20 protein-coding genes are annotated in these 19,975 nt (G+C 72.9%); 13 read left to right on the forward strand and 7 right to left on the reverse strand.

Annotated features, from left to right (window positions below; translation table 11 throughout):
* Positions 1-227: 227 nt before the first annotated feature.
* Together ACLQ27_RS24645 and ACLQ27_RS24650 are read left to right on the forward strand one after the other, a co-directional pair.
* Positions 228-947: a helix-turn-helix domain-containing protein gene (locus ACLQ27_RS24645; protein ID WP_357489766.1), complete on the forward strand. Its 720-nt coding sequence runs from the start codon at positions 228-230 to the stop codon at positions 945-947.
* Between the two features lie 14 nt (positions 948-961).
* On the forward strand, positions 962-1,828 hold the full coding sequence (locus ACLQ27_RS24650) for a helix-turn-helix domain-containing protein (protein WP_357489764.1): 867 nt from the start codon (positions 962-964) through the stop codon (positions 1,826-1,828).
* Positions 1,829-1,840: 12 nt separating this feature from the next.
* Here the strand turns inward: ACLQ27_RS24650 and ACLQ27_RS24655 are convergent, their stop codons facing one another.
* A complete protein-coding gene (locus tag ACLQ27_RS24655) occupies positions 1,841-3,433 on the reverse strand; it encodes an LLM class flavin-dependent oxidoreductase (protein WP_357489762.1) in 1,593 nt (530 codons plus the stop codon).
* 115 nt (positions 3,434-3,548) lie between these two features.
* On the opposite strand from ACLQ27_RS24655, the gene ACLQ27_RS24660 reads away from it, so the two are divergent.
* Complete coding sequence (locus ACLQ27_RS24660; protein WP_425868849.1) at positions 3,549-4,136, forward strand: MarR family winged helix-turn-helix transcriptional regulator; 588 nt, start codon at positions 3,549-3,551, stop codon at positions 4,134-4,136.
* 110 nt (positions 4,137-4,246) lie between these two features.
* Here ACLQ27_RS24660 and ACLQ27_RS24665 read toward each other — a convergent pair whose 3' ends face one another.
* Positions 4,247-5,755, reverse strand: a complete 1,509-nt coding sequence (locus ACLQ27_RS24665; protein ID WP_425868851.1) for a phosphoesterase — start codon at positions 5,753-5,755, stop codon at positions 4,247-4,249.
* Between the two features lie 186 nt (positions 5,756-5,941).
* The gene (locus ACLQ27_RS24670; RefSeq protein ID WP_234583927.1) at positions 5,942-6,604 is read right to left on the reverse strand and encodes a hypothetical protein; all 663 of its coding nucleotides are present in this window, start codon (positions 6,602-6,604) and stop codon (positions 5,942-5,944) included.
* 482 nt (positions 6,605-7,086) lie between these two features.
* Here ACLQ27_RS24670 and ACLQ27_RS24675 point away from each other — a divergent pair, with 482 nt between their 5' ends.
* Complete coding sequence (locus ACLQ27_RS24675) at positions 7,087-8,049, forward strand: AraC family transcriptional regulator (protein WP_357489756.1); 963 nt, start codon at positions 7,087-7,089, stop codon at positions 8,047-8,049.
* Positions 8,050-8,182: 133 nt separating this feature from the next.
* Here ACLQ27_RS24675 and ACLQ27_RS24680 read toward each other — a convergent pair whose 3' ends face one another.
* On the reverse strand, positions 8,183-9,571 hold the full coding sequence (locus ACLQ27_RS24680; RefSeq protein ID WP_425868854.1) for a PLP-dependent aminotransferase family protein: 1,389 nt from the start codon (positions 9,569-9,571) through the stop codon (positions 8,183-8,185).
* Here ACLQ27_RS24680 and ACLQ27_RS24685 point away from each other — a divergent pair.
* Entirely contained in the window at positions 9,570-10,520 is a 951-nt protein-coding gene (locus ACLQ27_RS24685) for a DMT family transporter (RefSeq protein ID WP_425868856.1), read from the forward strand. The genes ACLQ27_RS24680 and ACLQ27_RS24685 overlap by 2 nt on opposite strands.
* On the opposite strand, the gene ACLQ27_RS24690 is transcribed toward ACLQ27_RS24685, so the two are convergent.
* Positions 10,517-10,912 carry a winged helix-turn-helix transcriptional regulator gene (locus ACLQ27_RS24690; RefSeq protein WP_234583933.1) on the reverse strand — a complete coding sequence of 132 codons (396 nt, stop codon included), beginning with the start codon at positions 10,910-10,912 and terminating at the stop codon, positions 10,517-10,519. The genes ACLQ27_RS24685 and ACLQ27_RS24690 overlap by 4 nt on opposite strands.
* 87 nt (positions 10,913-10,999) lie before the next feature.
* Between ACLQ27_RS24690 and ACLQ27_RS24695 the strand changes: the two genes are divergently transcribed.
* The 6 genes from ACLQ27_RS24695 to ACLQ27_RS24720 all read left to right on the forward strand — a co-directional run bounded on the left by ACLQ27_RS24695 (position 11,000) and on the right by ACLQ27_RS24720 (position 16,704).
* Positions 11,000-11,857 (forward strand): SDR family oxidoreductase, encoded by an 858-nt coding sequence (locus tag ACLQ27_RS24695; protein ID WP_425868859.1) that lies wholly within the window; start codon positions 11,000-11,002, stop codon positions 11,855-11,857.
* A gap of 212 nt (positions 11,858-12,069) precedes the next feature.
* Positions 12,070-13,017 carry an ion transporter gene (locus tag ACLQ27_RS24700; RefSeq protein WP_357489746.1) on the forward strand — a complete coding sequence of 316 codons (948 nt, stop codon included), beginning with the start codon at positions 12,070-12,072 and terminating at the stop codon, positions 13,015-13,017.
* Positions 13,018-13,095: 78 nt separating this feature from the next.
* Positions 13,096-14,265, forward strand: a complete 1,170-nt coding sequence (locus tag ACLQ27_RS24705; protein WP_357489744.1) for an acyl-CoA dehydrogenase family protein — start codon at positions 13,096-13,098, stop codon at positions 14,263-14,265.
* Entirely contained in the window at positions 14,265-15,110 is an 846-nt protein-coding gene (locus ACLQ27_RS24710; protein ID WP_357489742.1) for a phosphate/phosphite/phosphonate ABC transporter substrate-binding protein, read from the forward strand. The genes ACLQ27_RS24705 and ACLQ27_RS24710 overlap by 1 nt, the downstream gene beginning before the upstream one ends.
* Positions 15,107-16,312, forward strand: coding sequence for a ferritin-like domain-containing protein (locus ACLQ27_RS24715; RefSeq protein ID WP_357489740.1), 1,206 nt, complete (start codon positions 15,107-15,109; stop codon positions 16,310-16,312). Before ACLQ27_RS24710 ends, ACLQ27_RS24715 begins: the two co-directional genes overlap by 4 nt.
* A 38-nt stretch (positions 16,313-16,350) precedes the next feature.
* Positions 16,351-16,704: a TraR/DksA family transcriptional regulator gene (locus ACLQ27_RS24720; RefSeq protein ID WP_357574899.1), complete on the forward strand. Its 354-nt coding sequence runs from the start codon at positions 16,351-16,353 to the stop codon at positions 16,702-16,704.
* 48 nt (positions 16,705-16,752) lie between these two features.
* On the opposite strand, the gene ACLQ27_RS24725 is transcribed toward ACLQ27_RS24720, so the two are convergent.
* Both ACLQ27_RS24725 and ACLQ27_RS24730 read right to left on the reverse strand, forming a co-directional pair.
* On the reverse strand, positions 16,753-18,159 hold the full coding sequence (locus ACLQ27_RS24725) for an FAD-dependent oxidoreductase (protein WP_425868863.1): 1,407 nt from the start codon (positions 18,157-18,159) through the stop codon (positions 16,753-16,755).
* A gap of 14 nt (positions 18,160-18,173) precedes the next feature.
* Positions 18,174-18,671: a GNAT family N-acetyltransferase gene (locus ACLQ27_RS24730; protein ID WP_425868865.1), complete on the reverse strand. Its 498-nt coding sequence runs from the start codon at positions 18,669-18,671 to the stop codon at positions 18,174-18,176.
* A gap of 97 nt (positions 18,672-18,768) precedes the next feature.
* Between ACLQ27_RS24730 and ACLQ27_RS24735 the strand changes: the two genes are divergently transcribed.
* Positions 18,769-19,152 carry an ArsR/SmtB family transcription factor gene (locus ACLQ27_RS24735; protein ID WP_425868867.1) on the forward strand — a complete coding sequence of 128 codons (384 nt, stop codon included), beginning with the start codon at positions 18,769-18,771 and terminating at the stop codon, positions 19,150-19,152.
* Positions 19,149-19,975 (forward strand): ACR3 family arsenite efflux transporter (arsB, locus tag ACLQ27_RS24740; RefSeq protein WP_425868869.1); only part of this gene is annotated, 827 nt, incomplete at its 3' end. The genes ACLQ27_RS24735 and arsB, both read left to right, overlap by 4 nt.

Genomic DNA, 19,975 nt, shown 5'->3' on the forward strand with positions numbered 1-19,975 from the left:
CCCGCCATGTCGGTCGATCGGAGACGTCTCGGGACCTCTCCCCTGAGGACCTGCACGAACGCGGCCGACACGGGTACGTCCCGGGATATCGAGCGACGACGTTGAGTCACGTTGGCCGGGGCGCTAATCTGACAACCGGTCACATTGCCGACGGCGAATGGTCCGATTCCCTTGACGAAGACCCGCTCGCGATCCCCACGGGGGTTGGTGGCGCCGCGGAGCGCGTCGTGAGGTGGCGGACCCTGCCGGGGACGCTGGACCAGCACGCGCATCTTCTGGTCGTCCGGTTACGACAGCTCAAGGATCACAGCGGGCTGAGCCTGAAGGCTCTGGGGACGAAGACGGCGTTCAGCGCCTCCTCCTGGGAGCGGTACCTCAACGGCAAGGCGCTGCCGCCCGAGACGGCGGTCGTCGCCCTCGCCGAGATCACCAGAGCCGATCCGGTCCCCCTGCTCGCTCTGCTCGCGGCAAGTCAACGGGTCGAGCCACCGTCCACCGAGGTCCCGGCGTCCGGTGACGCGCACGGGCCGGAGCCAGATCGGGCCGAGCCGCGGGTCCGGGTCGCTGCGCTGTCCGTCGCCGGGGGCGCGCTGCTGCTCTCCGCCGTCACCTCGATCCTGTTGCTCGTCGATCCCTGGCGCGAGGACGACCCCGCGGTGGCGACCGACGTCGGCAGGTACGCGTGCACGTACACCCAGCAGGGTGACCTGCTGTTCGCCGGCAACAGCACGACGACGTCACACCTGGTGATGCGCAACAGCACCGGTCCGGACGCCGCCGAGGTGCAGTGTCTGCTGCGACGCCACAACCTGTCCCCCGGCGAGGTGGACGGGTACTTCGGCGAGCACACCGAGGCCGAGGTGAAGCGGTTGCAGCTGCAGGATCATCTGCCCGCCGACGGGATCGTCAGCCAGCAGACGTGGCAGTTGTTGCGGCATGTGCGATGAGCGAGGGACCGGCGATGGCGTACCCACCGAACGCGACCCGCTGGCGCGCGCTCCCGCGCACGCTGCCCGCGCCGTGCGCCCTCCTGGTCACCGAACTGCGGGACCTGAAGGACCGTAGCCGCCTGAGTCTGGACCAGCTGGCGGCGACGACCGCGATCAGCAGGTCGTCGTGGGAACGCTATCTCAACGGCAAGCAGTTCCCGCCCCGCCAGGCGGTCCGGGCGCTGTGCGAGGCCGCGGGTGAGCCCGACGACAGGGCTCTGAGGTGCTGGGACGTGGCCGACGCGGCCTGGAGCGGCCGCGCGCAGACCGCCACCGGTGCGACGAGCGCATCCGACGTCGCGCGCACCGACGCACCGCCCCGGCGGCGCCCCGGGCGCACGCGCCGAGCGCTGCTGGCCGCCTCCGACCTGGTCGCCACACGTCCGGTGGCCAGCGCGGTCGGGGTCGCCCTGGCGTGCGCGGCGATGGTCACGCCGGCCGCCGTGGTCCACGCGTCCCGCGCCGCCACCGTCGCGGGCCCCCGCCCACCCATCTGCGAGCTGCAAGCCTGCGAGGGCCGCAACCCCCGCACCACCGCCTGCGAGGACCCTGTCACTGTGGCGTCCCACACCGCGGCGGACGGCACCCGGCTGGAGATCCGCCTCAGCCCGAGCTGCCGGGCCGGTTGGATCCGCACCTGGCCCACGCACGCCGGCTTCCGCCTTGAGATCAGCGGACCGGACGCCCGCCCGCAGACCACCGTCACGGCGGCCCCGACGACGGACCAGCAGGTCACCACCACGGCGATGATCGCCGCACCCGACCCGTCGAGCCTGCGCGCCTGCTACTACCCCGCCGGCGACCAACCAGGACGGGAGTGCTTCGGCGTCACCGACTGACGGTGCCGCCGCTCAACTCACCCCGAGCCGGGCCAGCGGCTCGACGAGTTCCCGCTCCTCGTAGCTCAGGTGCGACAGCAGGGCGTCGGTCAGCAGGTTCACCGCGGCGCGCAGCTCGGCCAGCCCGTCCGGCGCCCCGACGTACGCGACAAGCGCCTTGTCGACACCCTCGAGCACGTCGTGGATGACGTGGTGCTCCTGCTCCAGCCGGTCGACCACCGGGCGCAGCCGCGGGTCGGCCTGCCGCAGCCGCGGAAAGAGGGCCTGGTCCTCGATGGTGTGGTGGGTGGTGACGATGCGGCAGTAGGACTCGCAGTACGCGCCCAGCGTCCACCGGTTCTGCCGCATGGTCATCGTGTTGATCTGCGAGCGCGCCGCGCCGGCGTCGATCTCACCCGCGGCGACCTGCTCGATCAGGTCGTGGATCTGGGCCAGCTCGCCGCGCAGGCCGTCGTGCACCTGCACCAGGTGCTGGCCGGTGGCCTGCTCGTGCGCCGTGTAGGTGCGCGTCGGGTCGGGCGCGGGCCCGGTGGGACGGGCGGACTCGTCCCAGACCTGCCGGTCGCTGAGCCGCCGGCCGTCGTCCGGGGTCGGCACCACAGCGAAGGCCCCGGCGGTCACCCGCGCGCGGGTCGGCCGCGCGGAGCGCGCGACGAGCGCCGCCGGCTCCGCGGCCACCACCGGCTCGGCGGGAGTACGGGTCGACGTGGCGCCACCGTCGCGTTCGGCCGCGACCAGTTCGCGCACGGCGGGGGCCACCTCGCCGGCGAACCGGCGCAGGTCGTCGGGGTCGTCGCTGGCGAGGATGAACGTGCCGACGCCGTCGCCCAGCGCCAACTCGACCAGCTCCCGCACCCACTGTTCGGCGGGTCCGTGCAGCGGGCCGCCCCCGGCCGACGAGAAGGTGCCGGAGATGTTCAGCAGCCGGCGGACGTCGCGGGGCGAGCGGCCCGCCTCCTGCGCGGCGTCGTCGATGATCTTGTTGCCTCTGGCCAGGTCACCGGGCTGAAGGTAGTCCAGTGACGGCAGCCAGCCGTCGGCCCGGCGACCGGTGAGCGCGAGCATGCGCGGCTTGTACGCCCCGAGCCAGATCGGCACCGCGTGGGCCGGGGCCGGGCCGCGCTTGGCCCCGACCACCCGGTGGAACTCGCCGTCGACCCGCACGCCACCGCGCGCCGAGGCGTCCCACATCTGCCGGATGACGTCGATGCCCTCCTCCAGCGCCCGTACGCCCTGCCCGGGGGTCAGCCGCCGGCCGCCCATCGCCTCGATGGCGTCCCAGAACGCCCCCGCGCCGAGACCCAGCGCGACCCGACCCCCGCTGAGCAGGTCGAGGCTGGCGACGCTGCGGGCGAGCACGGCGGGCGGGCGCAGCGGCAGGTTGGTGACGTTCGCCGACAGGTGTACGCGGTCCGTGCGCGCCGCGACGAAGCTCAGCAGCGTCCAGGTGTCCAGGAACCGCGGCTGGTACGGATGGTCCTGGAAGGTGACCAGATCCAGCCCGACCTGCTCGGCCAGGACCGCCAGCCCGACCGTGCGGTCCGGATCGTCGTTGCCGGGCGTGGTGAACGATCCGAAGACCAGGTCGTGGCCGTAGTCGCTCATCGTGCGAGCCTCCCGTCGTCCGCGACGCGTCGGACGATGCGTCGTGACCCCAACCTTATGCCAGACAGAACATCTGCTGCCAACAAGGTTTGTGATCCTGCGCTATTGTCGGGGCATGACGGGTGCCAGCGATCGGCCGGACCGGCCCGATCCCCTCGACGACGATCTGGGCTGGATGCTGGGAATCGTGTTCCGGGGCTACATCCGGGCAGCCGAGCACACCCTTACCGATTTCCCCGGCGGCCCGCGCGGTTATCAGGTGCTCACCGCCGCGGCCACCGGGCCGGCCCGCAACCAGGGCGCGATTGCCGAGGAGTTGGGCATCGACCGGACGGTGCTGACGTACCTGATCGACGACCTCGAACGCCCGGGGTTCGTCGCCCGGCGGGCGGACCCGGCCGACCGGCGCAGCCGACTGGTGGACGTCACCGACGCCGGGCGGGCGGCGTGGGAGCAGCAACGCGAGGCGCTGCGGCAGGTCGAGGCGCACCTGCTGGGGGCGCTCACGCCCACCGAGTCGGCGACCCTGCGCGCACTGCTGCAACGCATCGCCTGCTCGACGCAGGCGATCGACCCGCTGCGCGACCTCTGCCAGGCGGTCGCCGAGGTACGGCCCGAGCCCGAAGCGCCGACGCCGAGCCGGCCGGGCGCACCGCCCGAGCGCGGTCGACCGCGCGCCGCCCGAGCACGCGGCGACGCCTGACCGGGCGGTGATCCGCGCCGGCGCGGGCCCGCCGGCACTCCCCGACCATCGTGCGTCGAGGAGTGCCGGCGGGCCCATTGTGTCGCGGCAGCGTCGCCGGGGGCGACGGGTCAGCGCACGTGCACGAACACCGGGTTCGAGTAGAACCACAGGTCGTCCCACGGGCTCTCCAGCCCGTCGGCGAGCGGCTCGGCCTCGTCGGTGCTGGTGCCGCGCACCCGCGCGTAGGTGTCGGCCTCGACGTTGCACAGGGTGTGCCGGATGACGTAGTCCGCACCCTGGCGACGCCAGTCGCGCGGGCCGAACCGGGCCACCACCTTCGTGGTGGGGTTGGTGTCGGCGTCGAGGTTGGCGCTCGGCCCGGTGATCTGGCCGACGATCAGGTCGACCCGACGGACCTCGGGACGGTCCCCGTTGCCGTTCACACCGTCCAGCGGGCGGAACGTGATCTCGATCTCGACATCGGTACGGCTGCGGCGGCTGACCGTGATGGTCTGGCCGACCTCCGCCGTCTGTCCCTGGGACCTGGCGGTCACGTCGAGGCTGCGGATCAGGTCACCCGTGGTCACCCAGATCCGGCCGTTGCGCAGGCCGTCCATGATGTCGCCGTAGTCCTGGCGGGCGTGCACGTAGGTCTTGCTGTACTCGCCCGGCCAGAAGTCCGAGCCGCCGCGCGTCCAGTGCACGTGCGAGTCCGACGTCGCGGTGATCCACCAGCGCCGGCCCTCACCGAGCAGCGAGTCCCAGAGCCCGCCGACCCGCGCGGTCATCTGGTCGAAGCCACCGTAGGTGGGGTGGTTGCCGTACCCGCCCCGCGCCCCGCCGTTGAGCGGGCCGGCCTGGTGACCAGGTGCGCCCTCGAAGCCGATGTAGACGTCGGGCGCGGCGTTGTTGCCGTTGCGGAACTCCCGCGGGGTGTCCTGACCGTAGACACCGAGGCCCGGCGCCGAACGGGACGCGTGGTGGGCGATCACCAGCGGCTTGTGCGGCATGCCCCGGGCGACCTTGAGGAACTCCACCATCTTGGCCTCGGTGTCGCGGGCCGGGTCGGTGGGGAACGCGTCGTACTTGGCGAACCGGCTCTCCAGCTCGAAGAGCTGCTTCGCCTCGTCGTCGTGGCGCGGGATCATCAGCGTGTGGTGGTCCAGCGAGGGCGCGTCGAACTCCATGCCCCAGAACTGGAGCACCTCGGGGACCAGCTTGCGCGAGCGCAACAGGTCGGGGTACGCCTGCTCGATGTTCACCTTGGAGTGCGTCGGTCCACCGTGGTCGGTGCACATCGCCCAGGTCAGGCCGAAGTTCTTGGCCATGATCGCGTTGGTGACGATCGGGTAGACCGCGTCCGCGCCCTTGTGGAAGACGATCGGGCTCTTCGTCGTGTCGAACTCGCCGCTGTACTCGGAGTGCACGTGGTGGTCACCCGCGCGCCAGGACCGGTTCTTGGCGTTGCCCCGGTCGTTCGTGTCGTCGCCGGGGCGGCGCTCCTCGTCGGCCCACGCCGCGCCCGCGCCCACCAGCGGGCTGGCGGCGGCCAGCGTCGCGCCGACACCCGCGTACTTGACCAGCTTGCGCCGCGACAACTGCGCGCGCTCGACCTCTTCGGCTTGCTTGTCTCTCACGTGAGAGCCTCTCCTCGATCAAGCGAATGCTCTTTCGATCAAGAAGCCTTGAAGAGGTTGGTGAACACCCGCCGTACGGCGGACGGGTGCACGATGAACACCCTGGCCGAGCCCGTTGAAGGGCGCGGCCAGGTACGGCAGCGGGTCACGCGCCGACAGCGGGGCGTACGCAGCAGCGGGCGCGGGTCAGATCCGGGCGCGTGGCAGCCAGCCCAGGAAGCGGAGTCGTGCTCGGGGCAGGGGCAGCGTCGGCAGATCCTGGGCGGCGGCCACGAGGCACGACCCGAGGTAGACGGCGAGCGCGGCACGCGCCCCGCCGAACTCGGCGAGCAGTTGGCTCTGCTTGGTGGCGCAGGGCCATTCGCGGCCACATCCGGTGCAGGTCCAGCTCGGCGGGCTGGGCAGGTGCTCGGGCAGCTTGGACCGTCGGTACCGGCCGACCACACTGTTGTCCGCACGTACGTCGCGTCGCCGGGGCTCGGGGCCCCCGTTGCGTCGCGCGGGTGGGCGGGGGGCGGGCAGATAGCGCCGGACGGTGCCCAGGAGCGCCCCGACGCGGACCAGAGCGTCCGGCCCCACCTGGTGGGCCAGCAGCGCCGTGAGCAGGTAGTGCCCCAACAGGTCGAAGGAGTCACGATTGAGCCGCAGGTCGCGGCACAGGTCGACGAACTCGGGCGTGGCCAGCGGCACCCGGTCGTCGAGCGCGCGGCGCAGCACCGTCCGCAGCGCGACGCCGAGGCTCGCCAGCGCGTCTCCCTCGCCCAGTCCCAGGCTGTCCTCGTCGGCCACCCGCGCCAGCGCTTCGCCCACCGCCAGCCGAACGACGCGGTCCGGATCGTTACTGTCCAACGCCTCACCTCCGCCTGCTGGCCGGATCTCCGGCAGTGGACCGGACGCCGCGACGCCCGGAGATCATGAACAAGATTTCGCTGTGGCCGCCGGAGCGACTAGGACAGCAGGCGCAGGATCACCTCGCGCCATAGCCGAAAAACGAAGTCGACTCGCCAAAACGTCGGATCACCAGCGGTACATTGTCGACTGCCGTATGGTGGAATTCCCATCAATGGATATGTGAGTTGTTGGGATTCCTTAACGTTCGGCCCACCTCGACAACGCTCGACCGGTCGCCACCCGTCCCTGCCTCGACACCCGATGTCCACTGGGATCCTCCTCTGGTCACCCGATCGCCGGTGACCCCGAGGAGACCGCCGCCACCGCCGAACCACCGGTCAGCAACGAGCCGACCATCGGCCCGTGCGCCCAGACACGTCCTGACCACACCGCCGGCCCTGGTCCTCACCCGGCGGTTCCCTCCCGGACGGAGACAGCGGATGACGTCACCAGTGCAGACCCGAGGATTCGACAGCCGCGACCCGGCGGCCATCCACCGATTCCTGGCCAGCACGTACACCCCGGACCTGCGGATCCGTGCCGGCGAGGCCGGATACCACCTCGTGCACCGACGCGTGGACGCCGGGCCGTTCGCCCTCGCCAGGACCGGGCAGAGCGCTCATCTCGACATCCAGGTGGGCGACATGGACGGGCTGATCGTCTGCCGCACCCGCACGGCAATGGTCAGCCGCGCCTGCGGGGGTTCGGCCCACCGGTTCGGCCCCGGCGACGCCTTTCTGGTCACCCGTCCCGGTCAGCCGCTGCACCTGCGGTGGGAACCCGGCGAGGTGGAACTCTGCGTCCTGGACCTCGGTGTGTTGACACAGGTGGCGACCGCCGCCACGGCCCGAAGACCCGGCCAGATCCGCTTCACCGACCTCGGCGGCGTCACCGCGCCGCTCGCCCGGCAGTGGCACCGCACCACCAGTTACGTCATCGACGTCGTGGCGGGCATCCCGAGCGGCAGCGCCCAGCCGTTGGTGATCGGCAACGCCGCACGGATGCTCGCCGCGGCGGCGCTCGCGATCTTCCCCAACACGGCGTTCACGGACGAGACCACCGAGGACCGCCGCGACGCCAGCACCGCCACCCTGCGCCGCGCCGTCGCCTTCATGGAGGAGAACGCCGACCGGGACATCAGCGCCGCCGACATCGCCGGCGCCGCCGCCGTCTCGCAGCGCGCGGTGCAACTCGCCTTCCGCCGCCATCTCGGCACCACCCCGATGGCGTACCTGCGCAGGATCCGGCTCGACCGGGCCCACCACGACCTGGTCCGGGCCGATCCCCGCCGGGAGACCGTGTCGGCCATCGCGAGTCGCTGGGGGTTCGCCAACCACAGCAGGTTCACCGCCCGGTACCACGCCAGCTACGGCGTGCCGCCCCGCGAGACGCTCCGCGCCTGAGGCGGCCCCTGGCGCCACAGTTGCCGCACGACGAGTTGATCGCCCTTCGTCGCCAGGCCGGCCCACCCTCGCGAGCTGTCCCGCCGAGATGACCACGATCCGCGTTCCGGACACCAACCAGAGCGGCGCCCGTTCAGCGCAGGGCCCGGGCGAGGCGGCGGACGGCCTCGTCCATCAGCTCGGGCGCCGCGGCGGCGTAGGTGAGGCGCAGGTGCGGCGCCGAGGGTTCGGCGGCGTACCACGGACGACCCGGAAAGACGATGACGCCCTCGGCGGCAGCGGCGGCGGCCAGCGCCACGTCGTCGGCGCCGCCGCGCAGGCGGACCCAGAGGTGCAGACCACCGCGCGGGATCGACTGCGGACACAGGTCGGGAAGGTGCCGCCGCAGCGCGGCCACCAACGCCGCCCGCCGGGTCCCGAGCGCCGTGGCCAGAGCCCGTCGGTGCCGCGGCCACGCCGGGGAGGTGAGGAACTCCAGCGCCGCCTGTTGCAGGGGGCCGGCGACGTAGAAGTCGTCGAGCAGCCGGGCCGCGCGCAGCCGGGCGCCGGCTGGTCCGCGTGCGCCGATCGCTGCGACGCGCAGCCCGGGCGCTGTGGACTTGGTCAACGAGCGCAGGTAGATGACGTGCCCGTCGGGGTCGTCGGCGGCCAGCGGCGGTGGGGCCGGACCGTCGATGGTGAGGTCGCGGGCGTAGTCGTCCTCGATCAGGAACGCTCCGGCGTCGCGTACCGCGTCGGCGACCTGCGCCCGGCGGTGAGCCGCCAGTGTCGCGCCGTGCGGGTTGGCGTACAGCGGCTGGCAGTAGAAGAGCCGCGCGCCGGTGCGGGCGAACGCGGCGGCGAGGTGATCGGGACGGACCCCGTCGGCGTCCGCCGGCACGGGCAGCACCCGGAGTCCGGCGGCCCGGGCCACGGCCAGCGCGCCCAGATAGGTCGGGGACTCGACGAGCAGGACGTCGCCGGGGGCGGTGAGCGCCCGCAACGCCGACGACAGCGCGGCCTGCCCACCGGGGCAGATCACCATGTCCTCGGCCCGCAGCCCGGACCCGGCCTCGCGGGCGAACCAGGCGCGCAGGTCCTCGCGCCCCTCGACCGGTCCACGCTGCCAGGTCGCGGGCTGGCGGGCGGCTCGGGTGAGAGCGGCACCCAACGCGGCGGCGGGTTGAAGTTCCGAGTCCAGATAGCCGCCGGACAGCGGAATCGCGCCGGCTCGCGGTAGCGCCAGCAGCGCCTGCATCTCGTCCTCACCGGACGGGCGGGGGCCGAGTGCGACGGTCTGCCAGGACAGGTCGGGCACGCGTCGCTCGTCCGGCGGGGCGGCCACGAAGGTGCCCCTGCCGGGCCGCGCCTCGATCAGCCCTTCGGCCACCAACCGCCGGATCGCCTCGGCGACGGTGACCGGAGAGGCCTGGTGCCGGGCGGTCAGCTCGCGTACGGAGGGCAGGCGGGCGCCGGGGCCGGCGGCAGCGACCAGCCCGCGTAGATCTTGGATAACGCGATCGGCTGCGTTACCGTTCTCCATGAGAGACAACAGTAGCGCTACTATCGCCGGCGCGGTAACAGCGGGCCGGGCCGGCGGCCTCACCCTCGGCGCGCTGGGTGTGCTCGGGTTCAGCCTCTCGCTGCCCGCGACCCGCGTCGCCGTCCAGCATCACCTCGACCCCTGGTTCGTCGCGTTCGGCCGGGCGGTCGGCGCGGGGCTGCTGGCCTGGGCGTACCTGCGTCTCACCGGCGCACCCCGGCCCTCTCGCGGTCAGTGGCGGCGGCTGGCGGTGGTCGCCCTCGGCGTCGTCGTGGGCTTTCCGTTGTTCACCTCGCTGGCGCTTCGCACCCAGACCTCCGCGCACGGCGCGGTAGTCATCGCCGCACTGCCCGCGATGACGGCCGTGTTCGCGGTGCTGCGTGCCGGTGAACGCCCGCCGCCGCTGTTCTGGGTCGCCAGCATCGGCGGCCTGCTGGCGGTGCTGGCCTTTCTCGGTGCCGGTGGCGAGGTGACCGGCACGCTCGCCCTGCCCGACCTGTTCCTGCTCACCGCGGTCGTGCTCTGCGGACTGGGCTACGCCGAGGGTGGCGCGCTCGCCCGCGAACTGGGCGGCGCGCGGACGATCTGCTGGGCGTTGCTGCTCGCGCTGCCCGTCACCGTGCCCGTCACACTCCTCGCCGCCGTGGCCGACCGGCCGCACGCCGACGCCCTCGGCTGGTCGGCGTTCGGCTACCTCACAGTCGTCTCGATGTTTCTGGGCTTCTTCGCCTGGTACGCGGGTCTGGCCCGGGGCGGCATCGCGCAGGTCGGTCAGGTCCAGCTCGCGCAGCCGGTGCTCACGCTGGGGTGGTCGGCACTCCTGCTCGGCGAGAGCGTCACCCCCGCCTCGGTAGCGGCGGCGGTGGTGGTGCTGGCGTGCGTCGTCTTGGTCCAACGCACCCGGCGATCGGAGCTCGCCGCACGACGGGCACGGCCGGGCCCGGTCTAGCCCTGGTCGCGCTCGCGGGCGGCCTGCACCTCGGGCACCGAGGCCTCCAGGAGGTCCGCGAGGCCGCGCAACTGATCGGCGACCCGGGCGCCGAGCGGGGTCAGCGAGTATTCGACGCGCGGCGGGATCGCGGTGAGCACCTCGCGGGTGAGCATGCCGTCGCGTTCGAGAGTCTGCAGGGTCTGGGAGAGCATCCGCTCGCTGACCCCGTCGATGCGCCGCCGCAGCGCGTTGAACCGGTAACTGCCCTCACCGAGCGCGAGCAGGGCGAGCGAGGCCCATTTCGAGGTGACGCTCTCGAAGGCGGCGCGGGACGTGCAGCCGCGCGCGAAGACATCGCTGACGAGTTCCTGGGTAGGCCCCGCCGGGTCCCGGGCCGGCATGCCGCTCATCTCACCAGCTTACCCGACGCTTACCCGAGAGCTTGTGCTGTAGATTCGTAAGTGCTTACGTTTCGTCACCGCCAATCGGAGGTCCCCATGCCCACGTATGCCGTCACCGGCGCCACCGGCCGGCTGGGCCGCCTGGTGATCGAGCACCTGCTCGGCGCCGGCGTGCCCGCCACCGAGATCGCCGCGATCGTCCGCAACCCGGAGAAGGCCGCCGACCTGGCCGGGCGCGGGGTCGAGATCCGCCGGGCCGACTACGACGACCCGTCGACGCTGCCCGGCGCCGTGGCCGGCGCGCGCCGCCTGCTGCTCATCTCCGGCAACGCCCCCGGGCAGCGGACCGCCCAGCACACCGCGGTCATCGAGGCCGCCAGACTCGCCGGAATCGGGCGCGTGGTCTACACCAGCATCCTGAAGGCCGACACGACCACGAACCCGCTCGCACCGGAGCACAAGGCCACCGAGGAGGTCCTGGCCGCGTCGGGCCTGCCGTACACCGTGCTGCGCAACGGCTGGTACACCGAGAACTACACCGATCAGCTGCCGCAGTACCTGCAGAGCGGCACCATCCTCGGCGCCACCGGTGGCAGCAAGGTCTCCGCCGCGACCCGGGCCGACTACGCGGCCGCCGCCGTGGCGGCGCTGACCCGGGACGAGGAGGGCAACGCCGTCTACGAACTGGGCGGCACGGCGTTCACCTTCGACGAGCTCGCCGACGCCGTCACCGAGGTGACCGGCACCACCGTCGTGCACCGCGACCTGTCGGCCGCCGAGCTGGCGTCGGCGCTGGAGAACGTCGGGCTCGACGCCGGCACCGCCGGCTTCGTCGCCGCCCTCGACCACTCGATCGCCATCGGCGAACTGGCCACCGACAGCGACGACCTCAGCCGGTTGATCGGCCGGCCGAGCACCCCGCTGCGCGACGCCATCCGGGCCGCGCGAGCCTGAGGGATCCCGGATCCGCGGGCGGGCAACGGCGTACGGCCCCGTCGCCCGCCCGGCGCACGGCCGGCGAAGCGGGACCGGTCGGGGCCACCTCGGGACCGCCCCACCTTCCGTGATCTTGGCTAGGGTGGTGACATGCCTCCGCGCCGCCTCCACGACGACCGGAGGGGGACCCACGCGACGGCTCCCACGCGCGCCGACCGATCGGCAGCCGGATGAGCGGCTCGCCCGCGCCGGCGCAGCGACGCCCACCGTCCACAACGGCGCGCAACCGGCCCGCGCTGACCGACGTCTGCGCACGGGTCGCCCGGTCCCGGCCCTTCGAGATCGGCATCGTCGTCGTCATCCTCGCCAACGGGATCGTCCTCGGGCTGGAGACGTACGACGGTCTGGTCCCCGCGACCGCGGCGCTGCACGCCCTGGAGGCGATCTTCCGCGCGGTCTTCGTCGTCGAGATCGGCATCCGGCTGGCGGCCTACGGCCGACGTCCGCAGGACTTCTTCCGGTACGGCTGGAACGTCTTCGACTTCGTCGTGATCGCGGCCATCTTCGTTCCGGGCCTGCACGGCGACTCGGCGCTGCTGCGCGTGGTGCGGGTCGCCCGGATGGTCCGGCTGGTGCGGTTCTCGCCGGGCCTGCGGACCATCGTGTCCGCGCTGTGGCGCAGCCTGCCCGGCGTCGGCGGGTTCCTCGCCCTGGCCGTGGTGACGCTCTACGTGTACGGGATGGCCGGCTGGCTGATCTTCGGCGACCGGTACCCGGACGAGTACGGCGACATCGGCCGCTCGCTGCTGACGTTGTTCGTGCTGCTCTCGTTGGAGACACTGCCGGACCTCATCGAGCAGGGCCTGGCCATCTCGCCGTGGACGCTGCTCTACTACGTCAGCTACGTGGTGATCACCGTCAACCTGCTGCTCAACATCCTCATCGCGGTCATCGTCAACTCGATGGAGGAGGCCCGCCGCCTGGAGATGACCGAGCGGTTGGCCCCCGGCTACGACTCCGACGGCGACGGCGTACCCGACGAGGTGGACCGCATCGCGCTCACCCAGCGGCTGGACGACCTGCGGGCGGTCATCGCCGAGTTGGAACGGGAGTTGCGGATCGACCGGGAGGACGCGCACGGCCGACCGCACCGGGAGGACGTCCGCTCCAAGCGGTGATCCGTCGTTGACACTCGGTGGCACCGGGATCGGCTAGTCTCGATGCTCGTCCCGGGGGCCGACTGAAGGGGCATCTCCATGACGGCAAGCGTCGACAATGTCCAGTCCCGCGCCGACGTCCTGACCACACTCGGCGCCGTGATCGACGACGTGATCCGCCCACGGGCGGAGGCCGTCGACCGGGACGGCGCCTTCCCCCGCGAGGGCGTCGACGCCCTCGCCGCGGCGGGTCTGCTCGGCCTGGCCTGCTCGCCCGAGGTCGGTGGCGGCGGCCAGGGCATGCGCGCGGTCGCCGACGTCATCGAACGGCTGGCCGCCGAGTGCGGGTCCACCGCGATGGTGGTGCTGATGCACTACGCGGCGACCGCCGTCATCGAGGCGCACGGCCCGCACGAGGTGCGCACAGCCATCGCCGACGGGCGTCACCTGACCACGTTGGCGTTCTCCGAGTTCGGTTCCCGCAGCCACTTCTGGTCGCCCACCGGCTCGGCGACGGCGTCCGGTGCGGACACGGTGCGACTCGACGCCCGCAAGAGCTGGGTCACCTCGGCGGGCGAGGCCGACAGCTACGTCTGGTCGAGCCTCCCGCTGGCGTCGGGGGCCGGGCCGATGACGCTGTGGCTCGTGCCCGCCGACAGCGCCGGGCTCCGCGTCGCCGGTGACTTCGACGGGCTGGGCCTTCGCGGCAACGGCTCCCGGCCGATGACGGCCGAGGGCGTGGTGGTCCCCGCCGACGCGATGCTGGGCACCGACGGCACCGGCCTGGACACCGCGCTCGGCGCCGTACTCCCCTGGTTCCTGGTGCTCAACTCGGCGTTCTGTCTCGGCCTCGCCGACAGCGCGGTCGCCGAGGCGGCCCGGCACCTCACCGGCACCACGCTCACGCACACCGGCGCGGCGCTTCGGGACGCCCCCGTCGCCCGACGCGACTTCGCCCAGTTGAAGATCCGCACGGACGCCCTGCGCGCCTTCCTCGGTGACACCCTCACCGCGGTGGAGACCGGCCGCGACGACGCGACGCTGCGCGTGTTGCAGGTCAAGGCCCTGGCGGGCGAGACGGTCGCGGACGTCACCGACGGCGCGATGCGGCTCTGCGGTGGCAGCGCCTTTCGCAAGGAGCTGGGCCTGGAGCGCCGGTTCCGCGACTCGCGGGCCGCCCGGGTGATGGCACCGACCACTGACGCTCTGCACGACTTCGTGGGCCGCGTCGCCACCGGCCTGCCGCTGCTCGACGAGGCCAACCGCTGATGGCGGCGCCGTCGGTACTGATGGGCGCGGTCGCGTACGACCCCAAGGTCGTCACCATCTGGGAGGGCTTTCGCGGCTGGTTGCGCGGTCACGGCCTGGATTTCGACTTCGTTCTCTACTCGCACTACGAGCGACAGGTCGAGGACCTCGTCGCCGGCCGCATCGACGCGGCCTGGAACTCCCCGCTCGCGTGGCTGCGGGCCGAGCGGTTGGCGACGGCCCGGGGCGGCTCCGTGCAGGCGCTCACGATGCGCGACACCGACCGGGACCTCACCTCGGTCGTGGTGGTGCGCGCCGACTCGCCGGTACACCGGGTCGAGGATCTCGCCGGGAGGGTGGTGGCCACCGGCGCGGTGGACAGTCCGCAGGCCACGCTGATCCCGCTCGGCCACCTCGCCGCGGCCGGAGTCCCTGTCGACGTGCGCCGGTTCGACGTCGGCGTCGGGCTGCACGGTGACCACGTCGGAGGCGAACGTGACGCCGCCCGCGCCCTCGCGGCCGGGGAGGTCGACGCCGCCTGCATGATCGACGCCAACCACCTGATGTTCGTCCAGGAGGGCACGCTGCCACCCGAGGGCACCCGGATCGTCGCGCAGACCGGTCGGTACGACCACTGCAACATGACGGTACGCGAGCCGGCGTCCGACGGGGTCCAGCTCTTCGGCACGCTGCTGCGCGGCATGTCGTACGCCGATCCGCAGGTCCGCCCGCTGCTGGACCTGGAGGGCCTGACGGCCTGGCAGGACGGCCGTACGACGGGGTACGACGCCCTCGCCGAGGCGGTCGACGCGAGTGGGTTCTACGCCGCCGACGGGCGGGTGACCGCCGCGGACTACCGGCCGTGACCGCCGACGTCGAGATCGATCTGGGCGGCCTCGGCTTCGGCAGTGGCGCGCACCTGTTGGTGCAGCGCGCCCTGGCCGGGTTGCCACCCGGCGCCCGGGTGGCGGTCTCCGGCACCGATGCCGCGTTGGGCGTGCACCTGCCGGCGTGGTGCCGGAGCCGGGGTCACCGGGTCGAATGGCCCGATCCGGCCGACCGGAGTCGCCTGGTGGCGGTGGTCGTCCGGGGCGCCGCCGACGACGACCGCTGGTTCGGTGCCGAGCGGGCCGGGCCTGCCCTGCCGTCGGCGCTGAGCAGTCGTCCACCGCCCCGCTGGGGCCTCGGTGCCCGTGGCGCGCTGCTGGAGGCCGGCGGACCCGAGGCCCGCTTCGACCTGGACGACCGCGATCTGGTGTGGGCCGACATCGCCCCCGCGCTGTACGCGCAGGCCGCCGCACGGCAGTGGGACCCGCAGACGGCGGTGCCGTGGGACGACACGTTCGCGCTGCCACCGGATGTCGAGGCCGCGGTGGTGCAGATCATGACCTACCTGGTCGAGAACGAGCAGGCGGCTCTCGTCGTACCGGCCCGGTTCATCGGTCGCATCCACCCGCACTTTCGGGAGGTGATGCAGCTCCTCGCGGTGCAGGTGGCCGACGAGGCCCGGCACATGGAGGTCTTCAGCCGGCGGGCGCTGCTGCGCGGCGCGGAGTTGGGCACGTCCTCGGCGGGTGGCCGGCAGTCGCTCTTCACGCTCGTCGCCGAGTCCGATTTCGCCCTCGCGTCGTTCCTGCTCTCGGTGCTCGGTGAGGGCAGCTTCGTCGACCTGCTGGGGTTCCTGGTGCGGCACGCTCCCGATCCGGTGACCCGCCGGATCTGCTGGTTGGCGATGCAGGACGAGCGCCGGCACGTGGTGTTCGGCATGGCCCACCTGGAGCACCAGGCGACTGTCGACCCACTGCTGCGGGACCGACTCCGTGCCGCGATCCACCGTCGTCACGACGCGTTGGCCGACACCGCGGGCCTGAACGCGGACGTCTTCGACGCGCTGGTGGTGCTCGCGGCGGGCGGGTGGGACCCCGAGGACGTGGCCGCCGGCTTCGACCACGTCCGTGCTCTGCAACAGGTGATGGACCAGGGCCGCCAGCGCCGCCTCGTCCGGCTGGGTTTCCGGCCGGACGAGGCGGCCGCGCTCTCCGCCCTGCACACCCGCAACTTCATGTAGACCCCGGCGCACGACACCGGGCGTAGCGTGGAACCGCCATGGACACCGAATCCCGCGCGCTCCGGGCGGATCTCCTGCGGCGACGCGACGAGACCGCCGCGGAGGCCGTCGCGCTGGAGGGCGACCTGCGGAGCCTGTTCGAGGCGTCCCGGTCGTCGAACGCCGACGACGAGCACGACCCCGAGGGCAGCACCATCGCGTTCGAACGGGCACAGCTCAGCGCCGTCCTGGACGCGACACGTCGACGCCTGGCCGAACTGGACGAGGCGGTGAGCCGCGTCGACGACGGCAGCTACGGCATCTGCGAACGATGCCGGCGCCCGATTCCCGCCGAGCGGCTCGCCGCCCGCCCGTCGGCGCGTACCTGCGTGGCCTGCGCCAGCCGACGGTGACGGCGCCCACGGGCCCGGGGGCCGGCGGACGGCGCCGCCACGGGGACGTCAGCTGGCGCAGCAGCCGCCGGCCTGGCCCTCGACGGACGCGGTGTCGACGGCGACGAGGCTGAGCAGCCCGCCGGAGACGCCGGTGGCCAGCCCGCGTCGGGCCGGCTCGACGACCGGCGTCGGGCCGCAGCAGCTGTCGCCGCTGACCGAGTCGGCGGCGTTGCTGTTGCACACGCCGGTCTCGGGCAGGTCGAGCTGGACGTCCCGGGCGGCGGCCCAGTCTCCGGCCAGAGCGGCGACTACCGAGCGGACCTGCTCATAGCCGGTGGCCATGAGGAACGTCGGCGCCCGACCGTAGGACTTCATGCCGACGGCGTGGTAGCCGACCTCCGGGTGGGTGAGCTCGTCGATGCCGTGCGGAGGCACGGTGCCGCAGGAGTGCTCGTTCGGGTCGATCAGTGGGGCGAGCGCGCGGGTCGCGCCCAGCACCGGGTCGAGGTCCAGCCGCAGCTCGGCGGTGATCGAGTGGTCCGGGCGGAAACCGGTGGCCGCGACGACACGGTCCACGAGCACCAACTCCTCGCCGCCGTCGGCGTGCCGGACGACCACCCGGACGCGTCCGTCGGCAGGTGTGAGGGCGTGCACCCAGAAGCCGGTGAGCAGCCGGACCCGGCCCGCGTCGACGTGCTGCCGCAGCCGCGCGCCGAGAGCGCCACGCGCCGGCAGGGCGTCGGCGTCCCCGCCACCGTACGTGCGCGCGGGCGAGGTGGTGCGGATCGCCCAGGTCACCTCGGTGCCGGGCTCGGTGGCGGCCAGTTCCGCCAGGGACAGCAGGGTGTTCGCGGCGGAGTGACCGGCGCCCACGACGAGCGTGTGCCGGCCGGCGAAGCGGTCCCGGTCGGCGCCGAGCACGTCGGGCAGGGCGTGTTCGAGGTACGCGGCGGCGTCGGCCTCCCCCCGGGCGGGCAGGCCGGACGCGCCGAGGACGTTCGGGGTGTCCCAGGTGCCGGAGGCGTCGAGCACGGCGCGGGCCAGCAGCTCCTCCCCGTCGGCGAGGCGGACCAGGAACGGCGTGGTGTCGCGGCCGGCGGTGCGCAGCCGGTCGAGGCCGAGGCGGCTGATCGCCTGCACCCGGGCGCCGTAGCGGACGTGCGGCTTGAGCTGGGGCAGCTCCGCGAGCGGCTGGAGGTACGCGCGGACCAGCTCGGCGCCGGTCGGTAGGGCCTCCGGGTCGGGGGCGATCCAGCCGGCGTCGTCGAGGATCCGGCGGGCGGCCGGGTCGATGTTGTAGCGCCAGGGCGAGAAGACCCGCACGTGTCCCCATCGGGCGACGGCGGCGCCCGGGGTGTCGCCGGCTTCCAGGACGACGAAGGGCAGGCCGCGTTCGTGCAGGTGGGCGGCGGCGGCGAGGCCGGTCGGGCCGGCGCCGACGACCACGACGGGAAGGCTGTCCAGAGCGTTCATCGGGTGACTCCTTGTCAGGTGATGGTGGGGCTGCGGCGTTCCAGCAGGACCACGTCGCGCCAGCGGTCGTGGTGGCGGCCGATCCGCTCCCGGACGCCGATGACGCGGAACCCGGCCCGACGGTGCAGGGCCAGGCTGCCGGCGTTCTCCGGGAAGATGCCGGACTGGATGGTCCAGATGCCGGCGGCCTCGGTCGAGGTGATCAGCGCGTCGAGCAACAGCCGGCCGACCCCGCGCCCCTGGGCGGCCGGGTCGACGTAGACGGAGTGCTCGACCACGCCGGCGTAGACCGGGCGGCTCGATGTCGGTGTGACCGCGACCCAGCCGAGGAGGGCGTCACCGTCGTCCACGGCCACGAAGCGGTGCGCGGTCAGCCGGGTGGCGTCGAACGCCGCCCAGGTCGGCGCGGTGGTCTCGAAGCTGGCGTCACCGCCGTCGAGGCCCGCCTGGTAGATCGTCAGGACGCGGTCGGCGTCGCTGGCGGTCATCGGGCGCGTGGTCGGGTCGGCCATCGGCGTGCTCCGTTCCGGCTCGGACGATGAGAGACTGTCTCGACGTCTGTCGAATCAGACAGTTGCACGCTGATTAGATGTCTGTCAACCTAGACGAATGTCGAAACAAGCGGCCGTGGACGGATTGTGCTGTCCGCCCCTGTCCGAACGACGTGTGCCGGCCGAGACCGCCGCCACGCTCGCCCCCGCGTTCAAGGCCCTCGGCGACCCGGTCCGCCTGCAGCTGCTGTCGATGATCGCCTCCGCCGAGGGCGGCGAGATCTGCGTCTGCGACCTGACCCCCGCGTTCGACCTGACCGGCCCGACCATCTCGCACCACCTGAGGACGCTGCGCGAGGCCGGGCTCGTCGACGCCGACCGTCGCGGCACCTGGGTCTACTACCGCGCCCGGCCGGCGGTCCTGCACCAACTCGCCGCGCTGCTCACCGTCGTCCCGACCGGGGCAGGCCCCGCTCCCGCCGCCCGGTCGGAGTGCTCGTGAGCACCGTCACCCGCCAGAGCGACCCGGCCACGAGCGCCGTCGTCGGTCGCCTTTCCCGACTCGACCGGTTCCTGCCGGTCTGGATCGGGCTGGCCATGGCCGTCGGTCTGCTGCTCGGCCGTCTGATCCCCGGGCTCGACGACGCGCTGGACGCGGTGGCGGTCGGCGGGATCTCCCTGCCGATCGCGATCGGCCTGCTGGTCATGATGTATCCGGTGCTGGCGAGGGTCCGCTACGACCGGCTCGGCACCGTGACCGGCGACCGCCGCCTGCTGATCTCGTCGCTGGTCCTCAACTGGCTGGTCGGCCCGGCCGTGATGTTCGCCCTGGCCTGGGTGTTCCTGGCCGACCAGCCCGCGTACCGCACCGGTCTGATCATCGTGGGCCTGGCCCGCTGCATCGCCATGGTCATCATCTGGAACGACCTCGCGTGCGGCGACCGCGAGGCCGCGGCGGTCCTGGTCGCGCTCAACTCCGTCTTCCAGGTCGTCGCCTTCGGCCTGCTCGGCTGGTTCTACCTGTCGGTGCTGCCCGGGTGGCTCGGGTTGCCGGGCGCCGAGTTGCGCGTCTCGGCCTGGGAGATCGCCCGCAACGTGCTCATCTTCCTCGGCATCCCACTGCTGGCCGGCTACCTCAGCCGCCGCCTCGGCGAGCGCGCCAGGGGCCGCGAGTGGTACGAGTCCCGCCTCCTGCCCCGCATCGGCCCCGCCGCCCTGTACGGGCTGCTGTTCACCATCGTGGTCCTGTTCGCCCTGCAGGGCGACGCCATCATCGGCCGACCGTTCGACGTCGCCCGCATCGCCCTGCCGCTGCTGGTGTACGT

This window comes from Micromonospora sp. DT63 (genome assembly GCF_049841615.1).
Classification (GTDB): Bacteria; Actinomycetota; Actinomycetes; order Mycobacteriales; family Micromonosporaceae; genus Micromonospora.

Coding starts and splice junctions, on each gene's coding strand:
- ACLQ27_RS24705 (WP_357489744.1), top strand. CDS start 13,096: ATGACGGCAAGCGTCGACAATGTCCAGTCCCGCGCCGACGTCCTGACC.
- ACLQ27_RS24655 (WP_357489762.1), bottom strand. CDS start 3,433: ATGAGCGACTACGGCCACGACCTGGTCTTCGGATCGTTCACCACGCCC.
- ACLQ27_RS24700 (WP_357489746.1), top strand. CDS start 12,070: ATGAGCGGCTCGCCCGCGCCGGCGCAGCGACGCCCACCGTCCACAACG.
- ACLQ27_RS24680 (WP_425868854.1), bottom strand. CDS start 9,571: ATGGAGAACGGTAACGCAGCCGATCGCGTTATCCAAGATCTACGCGGG.
- ACLQ27_RS24675 (WP_357489756.1), top strand. CDS start 7,087: ATGACGTCACCAGTGCAGACCCGAGGATTCGACAGCCGCGACCCGGCG.
- ACLQ27_RS24730 (WP_425868865.1), bottom strand. CDS start 18,671: ATGGCCGACCCGACCACGCGCCCGATGACCGCCAGCGACGCCGACCGC.
- ACLQ27_RS24720 (WP_357574899.1), top strand. CDS start 16,351: ATGGACACCGAATCCCGCGCGCTCCGGGCGGATCTCCTGCGGCGACGC.
- ACLQ27_RS24685 (WP_425868856.1), top strand. CDS start 9,570: ATGAGAGACAACAGTAGCGCTACTATCGCCGGCGCGGTAACAGCGGGC.
- ACLQ27_RS24690 (WP_234583933.1), bottom strand. CDS start 10,912: ATGAGCGGCATGCCGGCCCGGGACCCGGCGGGGCCTACCCAGGAACTC.
- ACLQ27_RS24735 (WP_425868867.1), top strand. CDS start 18,769: ATGTCGAAACAAGCGGCCGTGGACGGATTGTGCTGTCCGCCCCTGTCC.
- ACLQ27_RS24710 (WP_357489742.1), top strand. CDS start 14,265: ATGGCGGCGCCGTCGGTACTGATGGGCGCGGTCGCGTACGACCCCAAG.
- ACLQ27_RS24695 (WP_425868859.1), top strand. CDS start 11,000: ATGCCCACGTATGCCGTCACCGGCGCCACCGGCCGGCTGGGCCGCCTG.
- ACLQ27_RS24660 (WP_425868849.1), top strand. CDS start 3,549: ATGACGGGTGCCAGCGATCGGCCGGACCGGCCCGATCCCCTCGACGAC.
- ACLQ27_RS24725 (WP_425868863.1), bottom strand. CDS start 18,159: ATGAACGCTCTGGACAGCCTTCCCGTCGTGGTCGTCGGCGCCGGCCCG.
- ACLQ27_RS24650 (WP_357489764.1), top strand. CDS start 962: ATGGCGTACCCACCGAACGCGACCCGCTGGCGCGCGCTCCCGCGCACG.